Origin of the sequence: Actinomycetospora sp. TBRC 11914 (genome assembly GCF_012933465.1) — a bacterium.
In the GTDB taxonomy this organism is placed as follows: Bacteria; Actinomycetota; Actinomycetes; order Mycobacteriales; family Pseudonocardiaceae; genus Actinomycetospora.
This window is the reverse complement of the sequence record NZ_JABBND010000007.1, coordinates 1-19720: the sequence shown is the minus strand read 5'-3', so window position 1 is coordinate 19720 and position 19720 is coordinate 1. Positions and strand designations below refer to the sequence as shown.

At 74.5% G+C, this 19720-nt stretch carries 19 protein-coding genes and 1 pseudogene; 9 read left to right on the top strand and 11 right to left on the bottom strand.

The window, feature by feature from the left end; genetic code table 11:
- The first annotated feature begins 10 nt into the window (after positions 1–10).
- Complete coding sequence (locus tag HH311_RS13035; protein WP_169184100.1) at positions 11–1816, top strand: FUSC family protein; 1806 nt, start codon at positions 11–13, stop codon at positions 1814–1816.
- On the opposite strand, the gene HH311_RS13030 is transcribed toward HH311_RS13035, so the two are convergent.
- Positions 1813–2004 (bottom strand): hypothetical protein, encoded by a 192-nt coding sequence (locus HH311_RS13030; protein WP_169184099.1) that lies wholly within the window; start codon positions 2002–2004, stop codon positions 1813–1815. The genes HH311_RS13035 and HH311_RS13030 overlap by 4 nt on opposite strands.
- Before the next feature lie 100 nt (positions 2005–2104).
- Positions 2105–2350: a hypothetical protein gene (locus tag HH311_RS13025; protein WP_169184098.1), complete on the bottom strand. Its 246-nt coding sequence runs from the start codon at positions 2348–2350 to the stop codon at positions 2105–2107.
- A gap of 151 nt (positions 2351–2501) precedes the next feature.
- Between HH311_RS13025 and HH311_RS13020 the strand changes: the two genes are divergently transcribed.
- Together HH311_RS13020 and HH311_RS13015 are read left to right on the top strand one after the other, a co-directional pair.
- Positions 2502–3563: a chemotaxis protein CheB gene (locus HH311_RS13020; RefSeq protein WP_169184097.1), complete on the top strand. Its 1062-nt coding sequence runs from the start codon at positions 2502–2504 to the stop codon at positions 3561–3563.
- Entirely contained in the window at positions 3560–5419 is a 1860-nt protein-coding gene (locus HH311_RS13015; protein WP_169184096.1) for a CheR family methyltransferase, read from the top strand. Before HH311_RS13020 ends, HH311_RS13015 begins: the two co-directional genes overlap by 4 nt.
- Positions 5420–5480: 61 nt before the next feature.
- Here the strand turns inward: HH311_RS13015 and HH311_RS13010 are convergent, their stop codons facing one another.
- A complete protein-coding gene (locus HH311_RS13010) occupies positions 5481–6437 on the bottom strand; it encodes a manganese catalase family protein (RefSeq protein WP_169184095.1) in 957 nt (318 codons plus the stop codon).
- A gap of 297 nt (positions 6438–6734) precedes the next feature.
- Between HH311_RS13010 and HH311_RS13005 the strand changes: the two genes are divergently transcribed.
- A complete protein-coding gene (locus tag HH311_RS13005; protein WP_169184094.1) occupies positions 6735–7445 on the top strand; it encodes a BTAD domain-containing putative transcriptional regulator in 711 nt (236 codons plus the stop codon).
- 64 nt (positions 7446–7509) lie between these two features.
- Here HH311_RS13005 and HH311_RS13000 read toward each other — a convergent pair whose 3' ends face one another.
- Positions 7510–8451 carry an LLM class flavin-dependent oxidoreductase gene (locus HH311_RS13000; protein ID WP_169184093.1) on the bottom strand — a complete coding sequence of 314 codons (942 nt, stop codon included), beginning with the start codon at positions 8449–8451 and terminating at the stop codon, positions 7510–7512.
- Between the two features lie 209 nt (positions 8452–8660).
- On the opposite strand from HH311_RS13000, the gene HH311_RS12995 reads away from it, so the two are divergent.
- Complete coding sequence (locus HH311_RS12995) at positions 8661–8993, top strand: hypothetical protein (RefSeq protein ID WP_169184092.1); 333 nt, start codon at positions 8661–8663, stop codon at positions 8991–8993.
- A gap of 211 nt (positions 8994–9204) precedes the next feature.
- On the opposite strand, the gene HH311_RS12990 is transcribed toward HH311_RS12995, so the two are convergent.
- Positions 9205–10014 carry an alpha/beta fold hydrolase gene (locus HH311_RS12990; protein WP_169184091.1) on the bottom strand — a complete coding sequence of 270 codons (810 nt, stop codon included), beginning with the start codon at positions 10012–10014 and terminating at the stop codon, positions 9205–9207.
- Positions 10015–10043: 29 nt separating this feature from the next.
- Positions 10044–11546 carry an NAD(P)/FAD-dependent oxidoreductase gene (locus HH311_RS12985; protein ID WP_169184090.1) on the bottom strand — a complete coding sequence of 501 codons (1503 nt, stop codon included), beginning with the start codon at positions 11544–11546 and terminating at the stop codon, positions 10044–10046.
- 144 nt (positions 11547–11690) lie between these two features.
- Here HH311_RS12985 and HH311_RS12980 point away from each other — a divergent pair, with 144 nt between their 5' ends.
- Positions 11691–13430, top strand: coding sequence for a sigma-54-dependent Fis family transcriptional regulator (locus HH311_RS12980; RefSeq protein WP_169184089.1), 1740 nt, complete (start codon positions 11691–11693; stop codon positions 13428–13430).
- Positions 13431–13435: 5 nt separating this feature from the next.
- Here HH311_RS12980 and HH311_RS12975 read toward each other — a convergent pair whose 3' ends face one another.
- Entirely contained in the window at positions 13436–13957 is a 522-nt protein-coding gene (locus HH311_RS12975; protein ID WP_169184088.1) for a MerR family transcriptional regulator, read from the bottom strand.
- Here HH311_RS12975 and HH311_RS12970 point away from each other — a divergent pair.
- Positions 13956–14660, top strand: a complete 705-nt coding sequence (locus tag HH311_RS12970; RefSeq protein WP_169184087.1) for an SDR family NAD(P)-dependent oxidoreductase — start codon at positions 13956–13958, stop codon at positions 14658–14660. The genes HH311_RS12975 and HH311_RS12970 overlap by 2 nt on opposite strands.
- 5 nt (positions 14661–14665) lie before the next feature.
- On the opposite strand, the gene HH311_RS12965 is transcribed toward HH311_RS12970, so the two are convergent.
- From HH311_RS12965 to HH311_RS12955, 3 genes are read right to left on the bottom strand one after another with little or no spacing between them, the layout of a single operon-like run.
- Positions 14666–15022: a hypothetical protein gene (locus HH311_RS12965; protein ID WP_169184086.1), complete on the bottom strand. Its 357-nt coding sequence runs from the start codon at positions 15020–15022 to the stop codon at positions 14666–14668.
- 2 nt (positions 15023–15024) lie between these two features.
- The gene (locus tag HH311_RS12960) at positions 15025–15795 is read right to left on the bottom strand and encodes a thermonuclease family protein (protein WP_169184085.1); all 771 of its coding nucleotides are present in this window, start codon (positions 15793–15795) and stop codon (positions 15025–15027) included.
- Between the two features lie 10 nt (positions 15796–15805).
- Positions 15806–16897 (bottom strand): LuxR C-terminal-related transcriptional regulator, encoded by a 1092-nt coding sequence (locus HH311_RS12955; protein WP_211190194.1) that lies wholly within the window; start codon positions 16895–16897, stop codon positions 15806–15808.
- An 87-nt stretch (positions 16898–16984) separates the two neighbouring features.
- Here HH311_RS12955 and HH311_RS12950 point away from each other — a divergent pair, with 87 nt between their 5' ends.
- Positions 16985–17404 carry an ester cyclase gene (locus HH311_RS12950; protein WP_169184084.1) on the top strand — a complete coding sequence of 140 codons (420 nt, stop codon included), beginning with the start codon at positions 16985–16987 and terminating at the stop codon, positions 17402–17404.
- 88 nt (positions 17405–17492) lie between these two features.
- Positions 17493–18251, top strand: a pseudogene (locus tag HH311_RS33710) (serine/threonine-protein kinase); the annotation flags it as partial.
- A 216-nt stretch (positions 18252–18467) separates the two neighbouring features.
- Here HH311_RS33710 and HH311_RS12945 read toward each other — a convergent pair.
- Positions 18468–19720, bottom strand: a 1253-nt coding sequence (locus tag HH311_RS12945) for a DUF222 domain-containing protein (protein ID WP_169184083.1), incomplete at its 5' end; no start/stop codon positions are given.

Sequence of the window (19720 nt, the reverse complement as noted above, 5' to 3'; positions counted from 1 at the left end):
GATGCGCCGGGTGACGACCTCGTGGCGCGGGTGGCTGCGGGGCCTGGTGGCGCTGCGGCCGACCCGGTTCGACTGGGTCGACGCGGTCCGCGCCGGCACCTGCGCGGGTGGCGTGGTGCTCATCGGGTGGGTCCTCGGCGAGCTCTCGGCCGGGCTGACCGCGAGCGTCGGGGCGTTCACCGCCCTGTACGGCCAGGGGCGCCCGTACCGCTCCCGCGCCGTGGAGCTCGCCGTCATCGCGGTCGCGTTCGCCGGCGTCGTGACGCTCGGTGCCCTCTCGGCGGTCTCCGTGTGGCTCGCCGTGGTGGTCGTGGCGGCCCTCGCCGTCGTCGCGACGTGGCTCTGCCAGGCCCTCGACACCGGCCCGCCGGGCGCCTACATGTTCGTGCTCGCCGCGGCGACCGCCTCGAACATCCCGGGCGCCGCCACCGAGCCCTGGCGGCTGGGCCTGCTCGTGCTCGCGGGCGGGGCCCTGGCGTGGCTGCTGCACATGTCCGGGGTCCTGGCCGGGGTCCGCCGGCCGGAGAAGGCGGCGCTGCGGGACGGCACGGCGGCCGTCGCGCGGCTGGTCGAGGGGGTGCACGAGGCGGACTACGCCGCGCGGCGGGACCGGGCGGCGCGGGCGATGCACCGGTGCTGGGTCGTGCTGGTGGGCCGGCAGCCCGCCGCCGCGCGCCGCGACGGGACCCTGGAGCGGCTCCGGGCGATCGGCCTCGAGGTCCACGGCCTGCTCGCCGACGCCGTCCGGGCCCACGACGAGGGACGCCCGGTCGACCCGTCCGCCGCGGCCCGGCTGCGGGCGGTGCCGGCCGCGATCGCCGATCCGCCGTCCGCGCCCGGTCCGCTCGGTCCGGCCGACGTCCCGCGCGGAGGCCCGGGGCCGGTGCGGGCCGCCCGCGAGGTGCTCGCGACCGGGTCGCCCTGGCGCGTGGTGCTCCTGCGGGTGGCCCTCGGCGCGCTGGTCGCGGGCGCGCTCGGGGCCTCGGTCGGCCTCGACCACGCGTACTGGGCGGTCGCCGCCACGGTGCTGGTGCTCTGCCAGGGGCTGAGCTGGGCCGGGACCCTCGAGCGCGCGGTGCAGCGGCTGCTCGGGACCTGGCTCGGGCTCCTGCTCGCCGCGGTCGTGCTCGCGGCCGAGCCCGCCGGGGTGGGGCTGGCCGTGACGGTGGCGGTGCTGCAGGGCGCGGTCCAGCTCGCCATGCCCCGCAACTACGGCCTCGGCGTCGTCGTCATCACCCCGCTCGCCCTGACCATCGGCAGCGGCGGCCACCCGGCCGACCTGGGCGGGTTCCTCCTGGCCCGCGGCGTGGACACCGCCGTCGGGTGCGCCCTCGGCGTGGTGGTGTTCCTGCTGGTCCGGCCCGGACCGGCCCAGCCGGCGCCCGCGGCCCTGGTCGCGGGCACCCTGCGCGACGCGGCCCGCGTCGTCCCCCACCTCGCCGACCGCACGACGGCGACCCCCGCGGCCCGGGAGGCCCGTCGCGACCTCAACCGGGACGCGCTGGCGCTGGCCGACGCCCACCAGGTCGCCGAGCTCGCGCTCCCGGGCGGCCGGGGCGTCCAGGCGACGGTCTGGTGGCCGGCGCTGGACACGGCCCGGCGGCTGGCCCACGAGGTCCTCGCGGCCTGTTGGGCGGTCGACGGCGGGGAGGCGGCGACGCCGGTGACCGCGGCACGGGCCGGGGCGGTCGCCGTCGAGCTCGACGCGCTGTCGCGGCGGACCACGTCCGGCGACGGGGCGGTGCCGGACGCCGGCGACGGGTTCCTCGCCCGCGACCTGGACGCGGTGCGGCGGTCGCTGCCGAGGGATGCCTAGGGCACGACGCTGATCATCGCGGTGGTCGAGATGAAGAGGATCACCAGGACGGCCCAGGGGAGCGGGCTGCGGGCGGGATCGGTGCGGTGCAGGTGCACCGCCCGCCAGGCCGCGAAGGCCGCGGCGAGCACGAGCACGACGCGCACGGCGGTGATCGCCGCGAACCACGGGCTCGGCTGGGTCGGCACACCCCGCGACGGTATGGACCGCGACGCCGTCCGTGGTGCGGTTCGGGAGAACTGCCGCTCACCGCGCCATGATCGTGTTCCGGTGGCGGCAGCGCGCTCCTCAGCGCTCGTGCTGCTCCCGCAGCCGCCGGCCCTGCTCGCGCTCGCGCTCGGCGAAGGCGCGGGCCTCCTGCGCCGCGCCCTGGAGGCGCTCCGCGGCGTGCGGCCGCAGGCGGGCGGAATTCTCGTAGGTCGCCGCCACCTTCTCCTCGGAGTCGGCGACCTCGTCGGCCAGTCGTGCCAGCCGGGCCGTGAGCTCCGTGGCGTGCTGCGCCGCGTCGTCGGCAGAGCGGGATACTTCGGGCACGGTTCCTCCCACCCGCTGGACGAGGGGAGGACGGGCGTGCCGATACCCTCGCACGACGGCGAGCCCCTCGACCAGGCGGGACGCTCGCCCCGCTCGACCTCCCGCGCGTCGCCACCCGGCGGCCGGCCGGGAGCGTGGTAGGGAGCGCGGGATGGACGACCTCAGAGTGGTCGGGATCGGTGCCTCGGCAGGCGGCATCGAGGCTCTGTTCGAGCTGGTCGCCGGCCTGGACACCGGGCTGGACGCCGCGGTGCTGGTGGTCGTGCACCAGGCGGCCGACGGCCCGACGGTGCTCGCCGAACTGCTCGACCGGCGGTGTCCGCTGACGGTCACCACCGCCCGGGACGGCGAGCCCCTCACGCCGGGCGCGGTGGTCGTGGCACCCCCGAACGCGCACCTCCAGGTGGCGGACGGCCACGTGGTGCTCAGCAACGGGCCGAAGGAGAACGGGCACCGGCCCGGCATCGACCCGCTGTTCCGGTCGCTGGCCTTCGCGGCCGGCCCGGGCGCCACCGGGGTGGTGCTCAGCGGGATGCTCGACGACGGGGCCGCCGGGCTGCTCGACATCGTGCGCCACGGCGGGACCGCGGTCGTCCAGGACACCGCCGACGCCCTCTACGACGCCATGCCCGCGGCCGCCCTCGACCAGGTCCCCGGCGCGGTGGTCCGTAGCGCCCGCGACATCGGGCCGGTCCTGGCCGAGATCGCCGGGCGCCCGCTGCTCGACGGGCACCGGCCCTCGGAGCGGCTGGCCTACGAGGTGCGGGTGAGCCGGGGCGAGGCGCCCGGGATCCTCGAGCGCGACCCGCCCGGGCCGGTGGTCGGGATGAGCTGCCCGGACTGCTCGGGGCCGCTCTTCGACCTGGGCGGGCAGGACAACCCCCGGTTCCGGTGCCGCACGGGGCACGCGTGGTCGCCGCAGAGCCTGGGGGCCGCCCAGGACGAGGCCGTCGAGCGGGCGCTCTACGCGGCGCTGCGGGCCCTCGAGGACAAGGTCGCGCTGTCGAACCGGGTCGCGAGGTCCGCCCAGGCCACCGGGTCCGCGCGGGTGGCCGAGAAGTCACGCCGGTCCGCGGAGGAGGCCCTGCGGTCGGCGACGGTCCTGCGTCGGCTGCTCGTCGGAGCCGGGCGGGCGGCCGCGCGGGGCGCGGCCGATGACGGCGCGGCCCACGACTCCCACGACTCCCACGACCAGGACGGCGGTGCAGGGTGACCGAGCAGGTCGACAGCGAGTTCGAGAACCTGCTGGAGTTCATCAAGGAGAGCCGCGGGTTCGACTTCACCGGGTACAAGCGCTCGAGCATCCAGCGCCGGGTGGAGCGGCGGATGCAGCAGGTCGAGATCGAGACGTTCGCCGAGTACCTCGACCTGCTGCAGGTGGACCAGAACGAGTTCACCCAGCTCTTCAACACGATCCTCATCAACGTCACCGGGTTCTTCCGCGACTTCGAGGCGTGGCGCGAGCTCCAGCAGGAGGTCATCCCCGCGCTGCTGGCCCCCAAGACGCGCGGGGAGAGCATCCGGGTGTGGTCGGCGGGCTGCGCGAGCGGCGAGGAGGCCTACGCGCTCGCGATCCTGCTGGCCGAGGCGGTCGGCTCCGAGGACTTCCGGCGCCGCGTCAAGGTCTACGCCACCGACGTCGACGAGGACGCCCTGGCCACCGCCCGGCAGGCCACGTACGGCGAGAAGGAGATCCAGGCGGTCCCCGAGGACCTGCGCGACCGCTACTTCGAGCGCACGGGGTCGCGGTACGTCTTCCGCGGCGACCTGCGCCACAGCGTCATCTTCGGCCGCAACGACCTCGTGCAGGACGCCCCGATCGGCCGCCTCGACCTACTGGTCTGCCGCAACACGCTGATGTACCTCAACGCCGAGACCCAGGCCCAGGTGCTGCGGCGGTTCCACTTCGCGCTCAACCCGACCGGTGTCCTGTTCCTCGGCAAGGCCGAGATGCTGCTCAGCCACGCCCGGCTCTTCCTCCCGATCGACCTCAAGCGCCGTTTCTTCCGCAAGGCCGAGCAGGTCGACCCCGGGCAGCGGCTCGGCATCGGGCAGGCCCACCTCGACCAGTCCCGGGCCGGGCGGGACCCGCGCCTCGAGGACGAGGCCCTCCTGCTCAGCCCGCTCGCCACGATCGTCGTCAACCCCGACGAGGTGGTCGCGAAGGCGAACCAGCGCGCCGAGGCCCAGCTGGGGGTGTCGTCCCGCGAGATCGGCCGCAACTTCCCCGACCTCGACCTCTGCCAGCGCATCAGCGGGCTGCGCACCGCGTTCGACGACGTGCGCCGCAACCGCGGGCCGATGTGGCTGCACGAGGTGCAGTTCTCGCGCTCGGCCACCGAGACGCTCTTCTTCGACGTCCAGCTCGTGCCCCTGGAGACCGGCGCGAACGGGGGCGTGGCGGTCGCCGCCTTCTTCTCCGACGTCACCCGCTACCAGCGGATGACCGGGGAGCTGCAGGCCGCGCACCGCCAGGTGGAGACCGCCTACGAGGAGCTGCAGTCGACGGTGGAGGAGCTGGAGACCACCAACGAGGAGCTGCAGTCCACGGTGGAGGAGCTGGAGACCACCAACGAGGAGCTGCAGTCCACGGTCGAGGAGCTCGAGACCACCAACGAGGAGCTGCAGTCCACCAACGACGAGCTCCAGTCGATGAACGACGAGCTGCGCGAGCGGACCTCGCAGCTCGACGAGGCCAACGACTTCCTCGAGTCGGTGCTCGGCAGCCTGCGCACGGCCGTCGTCGTCGTGGACACCGACCTCATCGTGCGGGCCTGGAACGCCCAGGCCGACGACCTGTGGGGCCTGCGCTCCGAGGAGACCATCGGGCAGCACCTGCTCAACCTCGACCTCGGCCTGCCCATGGAGCGCCTGCGTCCCCTCGTGCGCGGCGCGCTGGTCGGCGACTCCGACGGCGACCCGCTGCGGCTCGAGGCGATCAACCGGCGGGGCCGCACCGTCGGGCTGGTCCTCTCGGCGTCCCCGCTGCGGCTGCGGGGCAGCGGCCCGACCGGCGCGATCGTGCTCATGGACCAGACCGACGCCGGGGCCCCCGCCGCCGGGTCCTGACCCGCGGCACCGCCGGGCGACCGGGTCGCCACGACCCGGTCGTCCGGGAGCACCTTCGCCCTCACTTCCCGGCGGGGCCCCACTGAGGGGGTGCGGTCTCCGCGGCCATCTCCATCTCGGCGGTGGCCTGGACGAGCTCCATGAGGTCCGGGTCGAGGCCGGGGCCGAACTCCTCGGGGCGCTCCACGGCGATCCCGGGGAACGGGATGCCCTCGGGGGCCTGCTCGGTGGACAGGGTGGTGCCGTCCTTGGACGGCGAGGTGCCCTGGATGATCTTCCCGGCCTCGGAGAGCTGGTCGAGGCTGAAGGTGTACTGCGTGGACTGCAGGCCCTGGTCGGTCAGCGTCTTGACCTCGGGGAACTGCTCGGCGTTCGTCTTCGGGATCGGCAGCAGCTTGTTCCACTCGACGCCGAGGGCCTCCAGCGCCTTCGCGTAGGCGTTCTCGTGGGCCTGGTCGCGCACGATGAGGTACGCGATCGTCGAGCGCGCGGTCTTGTTGGCCGTCATCTCGTAGAGCCGGCACTTCTGCAGGCGGCCGGTCGACTCGAGCATGAGGTTGTAGAGCAGGTTCAGCGGCAGGTTGCCCGAGTCGTAGACGTACTTGCCGGTCCAGGGGTCGCCCTGGGCATCCACGGGCAGCGCGCCCTGGGCGCCGACGAGCCAGTGGTGGATGTTGCCGCCGGAGAGCGCGATGTTCAGGGGAGTGTCACCGCCGGCGCCGGGCTCGTCGAGCGCGCCCGGGTTGCCCTGGTAGCGCGGCGAGCCGTCGACGAGCTGGGCGATGGTCGAGGCGATGAGCTCGACGTGGCCGATCTCCTCGGTGCCGATGCCGTAGAGCAGGTCGCGGAACGGCTTGCCCGTCGGGCCGCGGAAATTGAAGCTCTGGAACAGGTACTGCATCATCGTGCGCATCTCGCCGAACTGGCCGCCGAGCCCTTCCTGCAGGGCGTTCGCGGCCGCGGGGTCCGGCTCGTCGGACTCGATCTGGTTGAGCATGCGCTGGACGTGGAAGAACACGGGCGTCCTCTCGCGGGGGGTCGACTGTCGCGGGGATCGGCGGCCCGTCCTGCTCGGGCCGCAACGGGCCCCGGATGACCACCGGCCGTCGCCCGCTCGTCTCCTCCGCCGTACACGTGACGTCTCCGACGCGTCTGCGCCCCGTCTCCGAGTCGCGGCACCGGCCCGCCCTCCCTAGCGTGGAGCCGCGCGTTGAGCTCACCAGCCGTCGCGGCGCCTCCGGGTCCGCGCCCTGCTCCCGACCTGTCGGCCACCGCCTGCGCACCAGCGTCGGGGGCCGGCGCGAAGTGGCGGCGAATGATCACGCAGGCGCACACCGGCACGACGGCGGCCCGCCTCGGGCTGCTGGGCGGGTTCACCTGCCGGCTCGGCGACGACGAGGTCCGGCTGGCGCCCACCGCGGAGCGGGTGGTGGCCTACCTGGCGCTCGCCCGGCGCCGGGTCCGGCGCCACGAGCTCGCCGGGACGCTCTGGCCGCAGGACCCGGACCGCCAGGGCCTGACCCGGCTGCGGACGGTGCTGTGGAAGGTGCCCTCGCCGGTCCGCGCCGCCCTGGTGTGTGTCGACGCGGGCACCGTCGGGCTGCACCCGGCCGCCGCCGTCGACCTCTACGCGCTCGACCGCGACGCCGACGAGGCCGCGGAGACCGACCTCCTCGCCCGGGGCGAGCTGCTGCCGGGCTGGTCCGACGACTGGGTGCTCGTGGAGCGGGCGCGCCACCGCCAGCTGCACCTGCACGCCCTCGAGGACCGCAGCGCCTCGTGCTGCCGCGAGGGCCGCTACGCGGACGCGCTGCGGTTCGGGCTCGAGGCGGTCGCCCAGGAGCCGCTGAGAGAGAGCGCCCGCCGCCGGGTCATCGAGGTCCACCTCGCGGAGGGCAACGCCGCGGAGACGCTGGCGGAGTACGAGGCGTTCCGCCGCCTGCTGCGCACCGAGCTCGGGCTGGCGCCCTCGCCGGCCCTGCGCGACCTCGTGCGGCCCCTCCTCGGTCGCCCCGCCGACCAGTAGGCCCGCCGAGTACCAGTAGGCCCGCCGAGTACCAGGAGCCCGCCGAGTACCAGGAGCCCGCCGACTACGGGGAGCCGGAGGGACCGACGCGGGGCAGGACGTCGGCGACGAGGCGCTCCATCTGTTCGCGGTCCTCGGCGACGTCGGCGCCGAGCGGGTTGAGCAGGACCATCTCCGCGCCGGCGTCGACGACCTCCCGCAGGCCGCGGGCGACGTCGTCGGCGGTCCCGGCGACCGGCACGTCCTCGATGCCGGGCATCCGCCCGTAGATCCGGCGCAGTCCGGCGACCACCCGCTCCCGGGCACGCCCGGCGTCGTCGTCGACGGTGAGGTAGACCCGCTTGGCGACGGTGAAGCCCGCCGGGTCGCGCCGCTGACGATCGAGCTCCGCGCGCAGCGTGGCGACCTGCTCGGCGAACGCGGCCGTCGTCGCGGACCCGGCGCCGAGGAAGGCGTCGCCGTGGCGGACGGCGCGGGCGATCGCCCGGGGCGCGTTGGCGCCGAACCAGATGGGCGGGTGCGGACGCTGCACCGGCTTGGGGGCGAGCGGGAGGTCCTCGACGTGGCGGAACCGGCCCTCGAAGCGGACGGTCGGCGCGTCGGACCACGCCGCCTTCATCAGCTGCAGGCCCTCGGTGAAGCGCGCGACGAACGTCTCGGGCTCCACGCCGAACGCCGCGAACCGGCGGAACCCGCCGCCCGGGGCGACCCCGACGTCGAGGCGGCCGTGGCTGAGCCGGTCGACCGCGGTGATCGACGCCGCGAGCTGGAGCGGATCGTGCAGGGAGCTCACGAGCACCCCGACGCCGAGCCGGAGCCGCTCGGTGCCCGCCGCCGCCCAGGCGAGCACCTCGAGCGGCGCGAGGAGCGGCGTCGGCCCGATCGACTGCTCGAGCGTCCACCCGCCCTCGAAGCCCAGCTCCTCGGCCCGCGCGAGGAAGCTCCGCAGCCCGGGCGCGTCGAACCCGTCGGTGTCGAGCTGCGGGATGGCGATCGACCAGCGCACGGCCGACGACGCTACCGACGGCGGGGCGGGACGACGAGGGCTCGTCGTCGGAGGTCGGCGACGCCGCGTCACCCATTGCGATGAACGGGTGACAGTGGCCGTGACCGACATTCGTGTCGAGGCGTTGTCGACACGTCAGGCAATGGTCGCGGAGCGTGTTCCCGCTCGGTGGCCGCGCTCCCCGTCCACCGGAAGGATCCGCCGCTCCCATGGCGACCCTGCGCCGCGCCGTGCTCGCCACGGCCATGCTCTCCACCGGCCTGCTCTCGACCACCGGCATGGCCTTCGCCGGCAACGCGATCGACGCCGGCTCCCACCACGACGGCCCCACCGTGCAGAAGGGCCTGATCAACTCCAGCGACTTCGCCCCGAACACCACCGGCGAGGCCTGCAACAACGACGTCCCGGTCAACGGGCCGCTGGGCGTGCAGGTCCCGGTCCAGGACAACGCCGGCTCGGTGCCGATCCTGTCCAAGGCCGGCGAGGGCAACTCCGCGGCGAACGCGAAGAGCTGCCACAACCCGATCCACGCGGTCGACTAGGACCTCCCGTGCGCGCCGGGCCGGCCAGGGGCCCGGCGGGCGCACCGGGGTGTGCGCGGGCCCGGTCACCGGTCCTCCCACGGGAGGCGGTGGCCGGGCCCGTGGCATGCCCGGCCGTGGACGCCCGGCGTCGCCGCCCCTCACCGCCTCCGACGCCGAGATCGACCGCGGCCTGGAGATCCTCGACGAGGCGCTGACCGGGACGACGTGATCAGACGCGCTGCTCGCCGAGGAAGCCGGTGACCAGCTTGGTGAAGTCGTCGGGCCGCTCGATGTGCATCCCGTGGCTCGACCCGGGGCCGGTGACGAGCTCGTAGCGGGCGCCCGGGATCGCGTCGGCGACCTTCTTGGCCTGCCACGGCGGCGTCAGCAGGTCCTGCTCCCCGACGACGACGAGCGTGGGCGCGGTGATCGCGCCGAGCCGGTCGATCGTGTCGTGGGCGAGGTCGGCGTCCCACTGCTCGACGGTCACCTGCATCTGCGCCTCGTTCTGCGGGAACGCCGGCAGCATCGGCTCCAGCATCGACGAGAAGTCCGGGTGGTCGAGCAGCTGCGGCGAGAACGCGAGCCCGGACACCGCGAGCGCCGAGTCCATGTCGCGGAGCACGTAGGGCAGCCGGAACGCGGACAGCACCGAGCGCTGGAAGCCGTCGCAGCGGCCCCAGGTCGCGAACATGACCGCCGAGGCGACCTGGTCGGGGTGGGCGAGCGCGAGCTCCTGGACGACCGCCGAGCCCAGCGACCAGCCGAGGACGTGCGCCCGCGGGACCTGCAGGGCCTCGAGGAGCGCCGACGCGTCCTCGGCCATCGACGCCACCGTGATCGGGCCGGCGCCCCGGTCGCTGCCGCCGAGGCCGCGGTTGTCCATGGCGATGACCTGGTGGGTCTGGGCGAGGCGGGCGGTGACCTCGCCCCACAGCGCGATGGCGCCGGACGTCCCCATGATCAGCAACAACGGCTCGCCCTCGCCGCTGATCTCGTAGTTCAGGGTGACGCCGGTGCGGACGTCGATCTTCGGCACGGAGGCTCCTCGGGGTCGGGCGGGCGGTGTCAGCGGTACTCGAGGCCGTCGTCGAGGTCGGCCTGGGGGAGCGCGACGCGGTCGTGGTCGTGCTCGTGCATGTGGGTCCACGGCTCCCGGTCGCCCTGCTTGAACATCTTGTGCTGGGAGCGCGTGACGTAGCCGGGGTTGAAGTTCTCCTCGCTGGTCCACGGCAGCAGCGGCATGTCCGCGTCCTCGGGCCGCAGCGTCGGGACGACCGTCGACGCCCCCCGCTCGGCCATCCGGTCGAAGATCCGCCCGATGACGTCGTTGACCAGGTCGATCCGGAGCGTCCAGCTGTGCCGGAAGTAGCCGAAGGCGTAGGCCATGTTCGGCACCCCCGAGATCATCAGGCCGTGCCAGGTGACGCGCTGCGAGAAGTCCACCGGCTCGCCGTCGACCGAGAACGGGATGTCGCCGAACACCGCGAGGTTGAACCCCGTCGCGGTGACGATGATGTCGGCCTCGATGACCTCGCCCGAGGCGAGCTGCACGCCCTTCTCGGTGAACTCGGCGATGGTGTCGGTGGCGACGGAGACCTTGCCGTCGCGCATGGCCTCGAAGAAGTCGCCGTCCGGGACGAAGGCGATCCGCTGCTGCCACGGCCGGTACGCCGGGGTGAAGTGCTTCTCGACGTCGGTGCCCTCGGGCAGCAGCGGCCGGATGGTCTCGACGAGGAACTCGTGCAGCTGGTCCGGGTCGTCGCGTCCGGTCGTGGCGAGCCAGTCGAGCTGCTGGACGTAGGTGCGGCGCAGGATCTCGTGGGTCCACTCGGCCGGCAGGTCCAGCGGCTCGAGCATCGTGGCGAGCTCGTGGACCGTCGGGGCCGGGAACCAGTACGACGGCGACCGCTGCAGCATCGTCACGTGCGCGGCGGTCTTCGCCACGGCCGGCACCACGGTCGCCGCGGTGGCGCCGGACCCGATCACGAGCACCCGCTTGTCGGTGTAGTCCAGGTCCTCGGGCCACGTCTGGGGGTGCACGATCGTGCCCTCGAACCGCTCCTGGCCGGGGAACGTGGGGATGTAGGGCTCGTCGTGGTTGTAGTAGCCCTGGCACATCCACAGGAACGACGCGGTGACGCGCAGCTGCTCGCCGGTGTCGGTGCGGGTCACCTCGGCGGTCCAGCGGGCGTCGTCGGACGACCAGCTCAGGGCCGTCACGTCGTGGTGGTACCGGATGTGGTCGGCGAGGTGGTCCTCGTCGATCATCTCCTGGAGGTACTCGCGGATCGCGCCGCCCTCGGCGATGGACGGGCCGCTCCACGGCTTGTCCCGGAAGCCGTAGGTGAACAGGTCGCTGTCGGAGCGGATCCCCGGGAAGCGGTGCGTCCACCAGGTCCCGCCGTGGTTGTCCTGGGACTCGAGGATCGCGAAGCTGCGGTCCGGGAAGTCCTTCCGCAGCCGGTGCGCGGCGCCGATGCCGGACACCCCGGCCCCGACGATCAGGACGTCCAGGTGCTCCTGGGCGTCGCTGCGCTGCTCCTGCTCGGCCGTGGCGGCGACGGTCATGGCCGTCCTCCCGGATCGACGGTGACGCGGACCCGGCGACGGTAGGGCCGGCTCCCGACGGCCGGACTGTCCGAACTTCGGACACCTTTGTGACTTGACGTGCGTCACAAGATGTGGCGTGGTGCACACAGAGAGGTGTGGCGCATGGCGGACGTGCTGGCGCGGCGGCGGCTCCTGACCGCGGCCCGTGCCGAACTGCTCGAACGGCCCGACGTCGAGCTGGCCGGCGTGCCCCGGCACGTGGCGGCGTCCTGGCGCCGCAGCGTGGCCCAGGGGGTCGACCCGGCCGTCGTCGTCAACACCTACCACCCGGACCTCGACGTCGAGTCCCGCCTCGTCCGGGCCGCCCGTCCCGTCATCGAGCAGCTGGCCGAGCAGACCGCCGACATCCCGGTGTGCGTGGTGCTCACCGACGAACAGGCCCGGCTGCTCGTCCGGCTCGACACCGCCGCCACGATCGGGCGGGCCGCGGACGTCAACAACTTCGCCGAGGGCTTCGGCTACGACGAGGGCGTGGCCGGCACGAACGGGGTCGGGACCGTCGTCGAGTACGGCGGGTCGGTGCACGTCGTCGGGGCCGAGCACTTCGTGGAGCGGCTGCAGGACTACGCGTGCGCGGGCGCCCCGGTGCGCGACCCCTTCACCGGGCGCATCGAGGGCGTCCTCGACCTCAGCTGCCGCGTGGAGCACTCGTCGCCGATCATGCGCTCGCTCGTCTGCTCGGCGGCCGCACGCATCCAGGACGCGCTGCTGCACGACCGCGACGTCGGGTGGCAGGCGCTGCTCGACCTCTACACCCGCGTCGAGGCCCGCACGCGCGACGCGGTGCTCGCCGTCGGGCACCGCTCGGTGCTGGCGAACACGGCGCTGCAGACCCTGCTCGACGCCGACGACGTCCTCGCGCTCTCCGACCACGCCCGCTTCGTCATGCGCCGGGGCAGCGACGTCGACCAGCGCACCGTCCTCCCCTCCGGGACACGGGTGCGGATGCGGGGGACCGCGGTGGCGGTCGGGGGGACGGTCGCCGGGGTGGTCGTGGTGGTGACGCTGCTGCGGGAGCGGGCCGACCTGCCGGTCCGGGCGGCCCTGCCCGACGAGCGACCCCTGCCCGAGCCGACCGGCAGCACCCCCGCCTGGCGCACCGCCTGGACCGGCGCCGCCGAGGGACTGCGGGCGCGGACCCCGCTGCTCGTCCTCGGCGAGCCGGGCTCGGGGCGGCGTCGGCTCCTCGCCGACCTCGACCGCGTGCTGACCGGCGGCGTGCCCGTCGAGGTCGGGCCCGCCGACACGGGGGAGGACCTCGCGGCACGTCTGCGGGCCGTGGGGGACGCGCCGCTGGTCGTGCTGTCCGACCTGGACCGCCGGGACGGCATCCCGGCCGGGCTGGCCGGGGCGCTCCGCACGCCCGGGGTGCGGCTCGCGGCCACCGCCACCAGCCGGCCCGACGCCGCGCTCGCCGAGCTGCCCGCGCGGTTCGTCCGCTCGGTGACGGTGCCGCCGCTGCGCCACCGCACGGGCGACCTGGCCGCGTTGGCGACGGCGGTGCTGGCCGAGCTGGCGCCGGGGCGCGACGTCCGGCTCACCCCCGACGCGCAGCGCACGCTGGCCCGCCACGGCTGGCCGGGCAACGTCGCCGAGCTGCGCGACGCGCTGTCCTCGGCGGTGGGGCGCCGCCCGGCGGGCGCCCTCGAGGTCGGGGATCTCCCCGAGTCCTGCCAGAGCGCCCGGCGGGGCGCGCTGCGGCCGGTCGACGAGGCCGAGCGCGACACCATCGTCGCCGCGCTGCGCGAGTCCGCGGGCAACCGGGTGGCGGCCGCGGCCGCGCTCGGCCTCGCTCGCTCGACGCTCTACCGCAAGATCGCCCACTACCGGATCACGGAGTAGGCCACCTACCGCGGCGTCGACCAGAGCCCGTCGGCGTCACCCCGGGCCACGCGTTCCCGGTAGACGTCGATCTTGTGGTCGATGAGCCGCAGGTTCTCGGTGATCGACTCGAGCTGGGCGACGACCTCGGCGCGATGGGTCTCGAGCAGCTCGAGGCGCTGCGCCTCGTTGCCCTCGCCCTCCCGGACCAGCTCGACGTAGCGGCGGATCCTCTCGGTGGACATCCCCGTGGCCCGCAGCCTGGTGCACGTCCGGATCCAGTCGAGCTCCGCGGCGTGGTAGCGGCGGGTGCCGCCGCTGGTGCGCGCCGGCGGGCTCGGCATCATCCCCGTCCGCTCGTAGTACCGGAGCGTGTCGACGCTGACCCCGCTGCGGCGCGCGGCCTCGGCGATCGACAGACCCTCGTCGGGGAGGTCCGCGAAGCGCGGGGACCGGTGGGTGACCGACACCACGGCACCGTCCTCTCCACCCGGGGGCGGTTCGGGCTTGATCTGGAGCGCGCTCCAGATCGTAGCGTCCGCATCCATGACATCAGCTCAGTCGCCCACGATCCTGATCGTCGGTGCCTCCCGGGGACTCGGTCACGCCATGGCCGCCGAGCTCGCGAAGAAGGACTGGCGCGTCACGGGCACGGTGCGCCCCGGCTCGGCCCGCACCGCGTTGCACGACCTCGCCGACGAGTATCCCGACCGGGTCGACCTCGAGACGGTCGACATCACCGACCCGGAGGGGATCGCCGCGCTGCGGACCCGCCTCGCGGACCGGACGTTCGACGTCCTGTTCGTCAACGCCGGGACCACCAACGACGAGGGCGAGCGCATCGGGGACGTGTCCACCGACGAGTTCGTCCGCGTCATGATCACCAACTCGCTGAGCCCGATGCGGGTCGTCGAGAGCTTCTCCGACCTGGTCCCGCCGACCGGCCTCATCGGCGCCATGACCTCCGGCCAGGGCAGCGTCGCGAACAACACCACCGGCTACCGCGAGGTCTACCGCGGGAGCAAGGCGGCGCTGAACATGTTCATGCGCAGCGTCGCGGCCCGGGAGTCCGAGAGCCGGCGCGCGTTCGTCGTGATGGCTCCGGGGTGGGTGCAGACCGCCCTGGGCGGACCCGGGGCGCGTCTGACGATCGAGGAGAGCGTGCCGCGCCTCGTGGAGGTGCTCCTCGCCAAGCGGGAGCGGCCCGGGATCGAGTACCTCGACTACCTCGGCCGCACCGTGCCCTGGTGACCGGCTCAGGATGTGGGCGCGATGGTCTCCTCGATCTCGTCGCGGTGGAACCGACGCGGCGACACCGGGACGCCCGTGCGGTCGTCGCGGTGGGGGATCCGCGACCCGCACCAGCCGCAGCCACCGGCCGCATCCACGACGGCGCGGGACTCGACCTCGGCCCGCCGCGCGGCGGCGGCCCCGGCCGCGTCGACCCGACGACGCTGCCGGGACCGGTCCACGAGCCACCACACGCCGAAGGGCACCGCGAGGATCGCGGCGGTGATCAGCGCCCACTTGATCACCAGGATCGCCAGCCCGACCAGCAGGAGGACCCCGATCAGGGTGCCGCAACCGCCGGCGGGGCTCGGTCGTCGCGCCACCGTCAGCACCACCACTTGCGTGCGCAGTACCCGCCGGTGAGGGCGCCGTCGGGCAGGCCCTGGTCGCCGGGGCTGGGCCAGTTGATCGAGCCGTGGTGGTCCGACGACGAGCCCGACGAGTCGGTGGCCACCGCCGGCGTCGAGCAGGTGCGCCCGGTGGTGTCGTCGCTGCGCAGCTTCGCGACGTAGGCGGGGCTCGCGTCGTTCTTCCCCCGGTACACCCCGGTGTGGTCGAAGCCGACCATGTAGTCGCCGTAGTCGCCGCCGGCCGTCTGGACGTAGCGCAGCTCGCGGCCGTACGTGTCGCGGTCGACCCCGGGCTGGGCGCGCAGGACGACCTGCTGTCCCTCGAGCAGGCCCTTGGCCGCCGCGGTGGCGTCGCTGCCCCCGTCCGTGCCGGCCTCGCACGAGTCGATGCCGAGGACGCGGATCTTCTGCCCACCCGCGACGAAGGTGTCGCCGTCGATGACGCGGCTCACGGTGACGGTCTGGCCGCCGCCGCCGGGCTCGCCCGGCTCGGGCGCCACCGCGGCCTCGCCGATGGCCGGAGCGGTGGTGGCCGGAGCAGTGGTGGTCGGGGTGGGCGTGCTCGAGCGGGCCGCGCTCGAGGCGACCGGCGTGCTCGTCGGGGCCGGTGTCTGCTGGCGGGACAGGTCGACCACCGCCACCAGGCAGAACACCCCGGCCGCGATGCCGGACCAGACCTTGTAGGCGGTGCGCACCCCGTCGTCCCCCTCGAAGATCCCCGTGTTGCCGCTCATGTCGCGGGACACGGGATCCTCGTTACGACGGCGACGCCGCGCCCAGCAGGCGGCCCATGAGCTCGCGGCGGGACCGGACGCCGACCTTGTCGAACACCGCTGTGAGGTGGTCCTGCACGGTGTGCCGGGAGATGTGCAGCTCGCCGACGATCGCGGCGGTCGGGACCCCGCGCAGCACCAGGCGGGCCACCTCGGTCTCGCGGGGCGTCAGCCCGTGGGCGGCCAGGAGCAGTGGGGTGGTGGTCTGCGCGTCGGCGTGCTCGATGACGACTGCGATCGGGCCGCCGGGGTGGCCGCCAGGCCCGACGTCGGCATGGTCGATCCGCAGCCGGGCGGCGTGCACGTGCAGCCACCCGCCGCCGCGGGCACGAGCCCGCGCTCGCGGCGGCATCGTCGACCGTCCCCGTTCGAGCGCGAGCAGGGCAGCCGCGGCCGTGTGCACCGCGGCTGGGACCCGCAGCGTCCCCGGGTTCGTGTCGGCGATGCGATCCATCAGCTCCTCGGCCCGCCCGGTCACGGCGATGCGTTCGAGGTGCTCGTCGAGCAGGACGACGCCCGGGCCGGCGTCGGCCGCGGCGAACGTGGCGCCGTGCACCAGGGCGGCACGACGCAGCGCTTCGGCGATGTGCGGGCCGACCCGCGCGAGCAGGGCGGTGTCGGCGGCGGCGAACCCGCGTGCGCCGTCCTCCCGGTGCAGGCACAGGTAGCCCCAGCAGCGGTCGTCGACCACCAGCGCGGCCCGCAGCTCGTCGCCGAGCCCGAGCGGGGCCATGATCTCGCGGTAGCGCGGGCTCGCCGCCCGCTCCCGGCGGGTCGCCTGGTCGAGCGTGGCGACGTGGCCTGGGGTGGTCACCAGACCGGCGAAGGTGTTGACGTCCGCCCCGCCGAACTCGTTGTCCATGAACCAGCGCTGCGCCGACGCCAACGGGTCCTCGGAGCGGCCGCCGGTGAACAGCAACGTCTCGGGGTCCGCGGTCGCGAAGAACGCGGCGTCGACGGTGGTGACCCGCCGCAGCGCGGCCAGCACCTCGCGCTGGACGCCCTCGACGTCGCGACCCCGGTGGCAGGCCCGGATCACGTCCTGCTCCTGCCGGGCCGCGGCCCGTCCGCCCATCCGGGCAGTGTCCGGCCGCGGCAGGGCCGTGTCACCCCCACAGGATTGGGATGGGACCGGGCTGTGACCCGGCCGAGCATTCCTGCCATGACCAGCACAGCAGCGCAGCACAAGGAGCTCGTGGACGCCTTCGTCCAGGAGTTGTTCACGACGGGCGACCTCGACGCGGTGGACCGCTACACCACGCCGGACTTCGTCCATCACGATCCGCCGTTCAGCGGCGTGCCCGAGGGGCGGGACGGACTGCGCGCCATGAGCGCCACGGTCCGCGCCGCGCTCCCGGACTGGCACAGCGACCTCGAGGCGCTCGTCGCCGAGGGGGACCAGGTGGTCGAGCGCTTCACGGCCTCGGGAACCCACCGCGGCGAGCTGTTCGGCGTCGCCCCCACGGGCAAGACCCTCGTCCTGCCCGGGATCAACATGTACCGGATCGACGAGGGGCGGATCGCGGAGATGTGGAGCCGGCTCGACGTCCTCGGGCTGCTCCGCCAGCTCGGCCTCGCCTGACCGGGCCGGTCCGTCGTCGCGGCGCTGAACCGGGCACGGCCCGGCTCCGTGTTCCCGGGCAGGACCGTCTGCCCGGGGGTGGGACCGTATGTCGATCGAGGTCGTCCTGGGCCGCTACGAGCTGGGCGAGGTCCTCGGCGTCGGTGGGTCGGCGATCGTCTACCGAGGCCGGGACCGCCGCACCGGGCGCGGGGTCGCGCTCAAGCGCTTCTTCGCGGAGGTCGACGGACCGGACCGGCTCCGGCAGCACCGGGAGGTGCGCACCCTGGCCCGGCTCGACCACCCGGGCCTGGTGCGTCTCCTCGACGCCGGGACCGAGCACGGCCGCGCCCACCTGGTCACCGACCTGGTGGAGGGCCCGACGCTCGCCCGCCGCCTCGAGGACGGTCCGTTGCCGGTGGCGGAGGTGGTCGGGCTGGGGGCGGCACTGGCGGACGCCCTCGCGTACATCCACGCGCAGGAGGTCACGCACCGGGACCTCAAGCCGACCAACGTGCTCCTCGACCCCGACGACGGCCCCCGCCTCGCCGACTTCGGGATCGCGCTCGTCGTCGATGCCACCCGGGTGACCGACACCGACGCCGTCGTCGGGACGGCCGCCTACATGGCGCCCGAACAGCTGCGAGGCGGGCCGGTCGGGGCGGCCGCGGACGTCTGCGCCCTCGGTCTGGTCCTGCTCGAGGCAGCGACCGGAGAGCTCGGGCTTCCCGGGGTCGGGCTCGAACCGGTCTTCAGCCGACTGACGGTGTCCCCGCGCATCCCGGACGACCTGCCGCCGGGGCTGCGCGCGCTCCTGCAGGCGATGACCGACATCCGGGTGCCGCGCCGCCCGTCGGCACGGCAGGTGGCCACCCGACTGCGGGGCCTGGGGGGAGGGGTCGCCGGAGAACGCCGGGTCGCGGGTCCCGGGGCTGTCGAGCGCGGTGCGTCGTCGACTGCGGACCGTCCTGGCGGGGGTCCTCGGGCTGGTGGCGGTCACCGCTGTGACGCTCGGGGTGGTGCGCGTCCTCCCGCTCGACGCCGTGCTCGCACCGCCGGCGGCGATCATGGGCGCGCCGACGGCTCAGGGGCCGGCTCGGCTGGTGTAGGTGTGTCCGGTCGGGGTGGTGGTGCGCACGGTGTGGGGCTGGTCTGTGTGGATTCCGTCGGCGAGGACCTCGAGCTCCCAGCCGGGCATCTCGCGGACGAAGTTGCCTCGGGCGCACACTCCGCGGCCGTTGGCCAGGCTGGCGGGGCCACCGGCGCGGGCCTGGCGGATGTGGTCGTGGTGCCGTATGGGGGCGCCGCAGTAGGGGTCGCGGCAGCGGCCGTGGTCGCGCAGGTCGATCAGTCGGGCGAGGAATCCGTCGAAGCGCCGCTTCTGCGGGTCCCCGCCAATGAGGGTGCCGTGGCCGGGGTGGGTGAACAGCCGCCGCCACCACCGCTTCCCCCCGGTCGAGGCGAGGATGTCGCGCACGATCCCGCCGGGTAGCGGCCCGTGCCCGACCAGCTCGCCGGTGGCGGGGCCCTCGGGGTCGGTCAGGGCGTCGAGCGGGAGCACGATCCCGACCTCGACGTCGACGTCCTGGGCCCGGGCTTGTCCGGTGAGGCGTTCGACCATCGTGTCGGCGAGGATCTGGTCGCGGCTGCGGCCGCCGGTGTCGCCGGTGGCGATCAACCCGTCGGCGTGGCGGCGCAGCGCGGCGAGGCAGGCCACGCCCTGCTCGACCGGCAGCAGCCCCGAGAGGACGCTCATGGTGTCCGGGGCGGGGCGCACCGTGACCCGGCGGTCCTTGCGGGCGGTGCGGCCGCGCTGGGTGTAGCCGGCGGGGTCGGTCTCGTAAGCGGTCTTCTTCACCGTCGCTTCGGCCTGCTGGAACCCCAGCTCGTCGAGCCCGGCATCGGCGAGCTGCTTGTCCACCGCGCGTCGCGCGGCCGCGTCGAGGTGGCTGGTCTGGGCGACGACGGTCTCGGCCAGCCGCTCGCTGATCCGCCCCGCCGCCAGCAGCCCACGCACGTGGGGGAGGTCGGTGGCCAGGGCGCGGGCGATCGTGAGGCGCCGCGAGCCCTGCCAGGACGAGACGTGCGCGGCCAGCGCGATCTGGTCGGCGATGCCGGTGCCGAGCTTGCGTGGGTCCAGCCGGCCCGCGGCGATCTCGGCCTCGTGCGTGGCGACCTGGGAACCGGCGAAGGCGACCATCTCGGTGTGCTGCGCGGCGGCCAGCGCGGCGCGGGTCTGTTCGAGCAGCGCGATCCGGTCGATCCGTACCGCGTCCGGCACCGCATCGACGCTGTCGGCGAGCTCGCCGAGGCGCGCGAGCAGCGCGGCCAGCTCGT

What these genes read in the sequence shown, in the direction of transcription:
- HH311_RS13020 (WP_169184097.1), top strand. Translation starts at nt 2,502, where the DNA reads ATGGACGACCTCAGAGTGGTCGGGATCGGTGCCTCGGCAGGCGGCATC.
- HH311_RS13005 (WP_169184094.1), top strand. Translation starts at nt 6,735, where the DNA reads ATGATCACGCAGGCGCACACCGGCACGACGGCGGCCCGCCTCGGGCTG.
- HH311_RS12995 (WP_169184092.1), top strand. Translation starts at nt 8,661, where the DNA reads ATGGCGACCCTGCGCCGCGCCGTGCTCGCCACGGCCATGCTCTCCACC.
- HH311_RS12985 (WP_169184090.1), bottom strand. Translation starts at nt 11,546, where the DNA reads ATGACCGTCGCCGCCACGGCCGAGCAGGAGCAGCGCAGCGACGCCCAG.
- HH311_RS12980 (WP_169184089.1), top strand. Translation starts at nt 11,691, where the DNA reads ATGGCGGACGTGCTGGCGCGGCGGCGGCTCCTGACCGCGGCCCGTGCC.
- HH311_RS12970 (WP_169184087.1), top strand. Translation starts at nt 13,956, where the DNA reads ATGACATCAGCTCAGTCGCCCACGATCCTGATCGTCGGTGCCTCCCGG.
- HH311_RS12975 (WP_169184088.1), bottom strand. Translation starts at nt 13,957, where the DNA reads ATGGATGCGGACGCTACGATCTGGAGCGCGCTCCAGATCAAGCCCGAA.
- HH311_RS12955 (WP_211190194.1), bottom strand. Translation starts at nt 16,897, where the DNA reads ATGGGCGGACGGGCCGCGGCCCGGCAGGAGCAGGACGTGATCCGGGCC.
- HH311_RS12950 (WP_169184084.1), top strand. Translation starts at nt 16,985, where the DNA reads ATGACCAGCACAGCAGCGCAGCACAAGGAGCTCGTGGACGCCTTCGTC.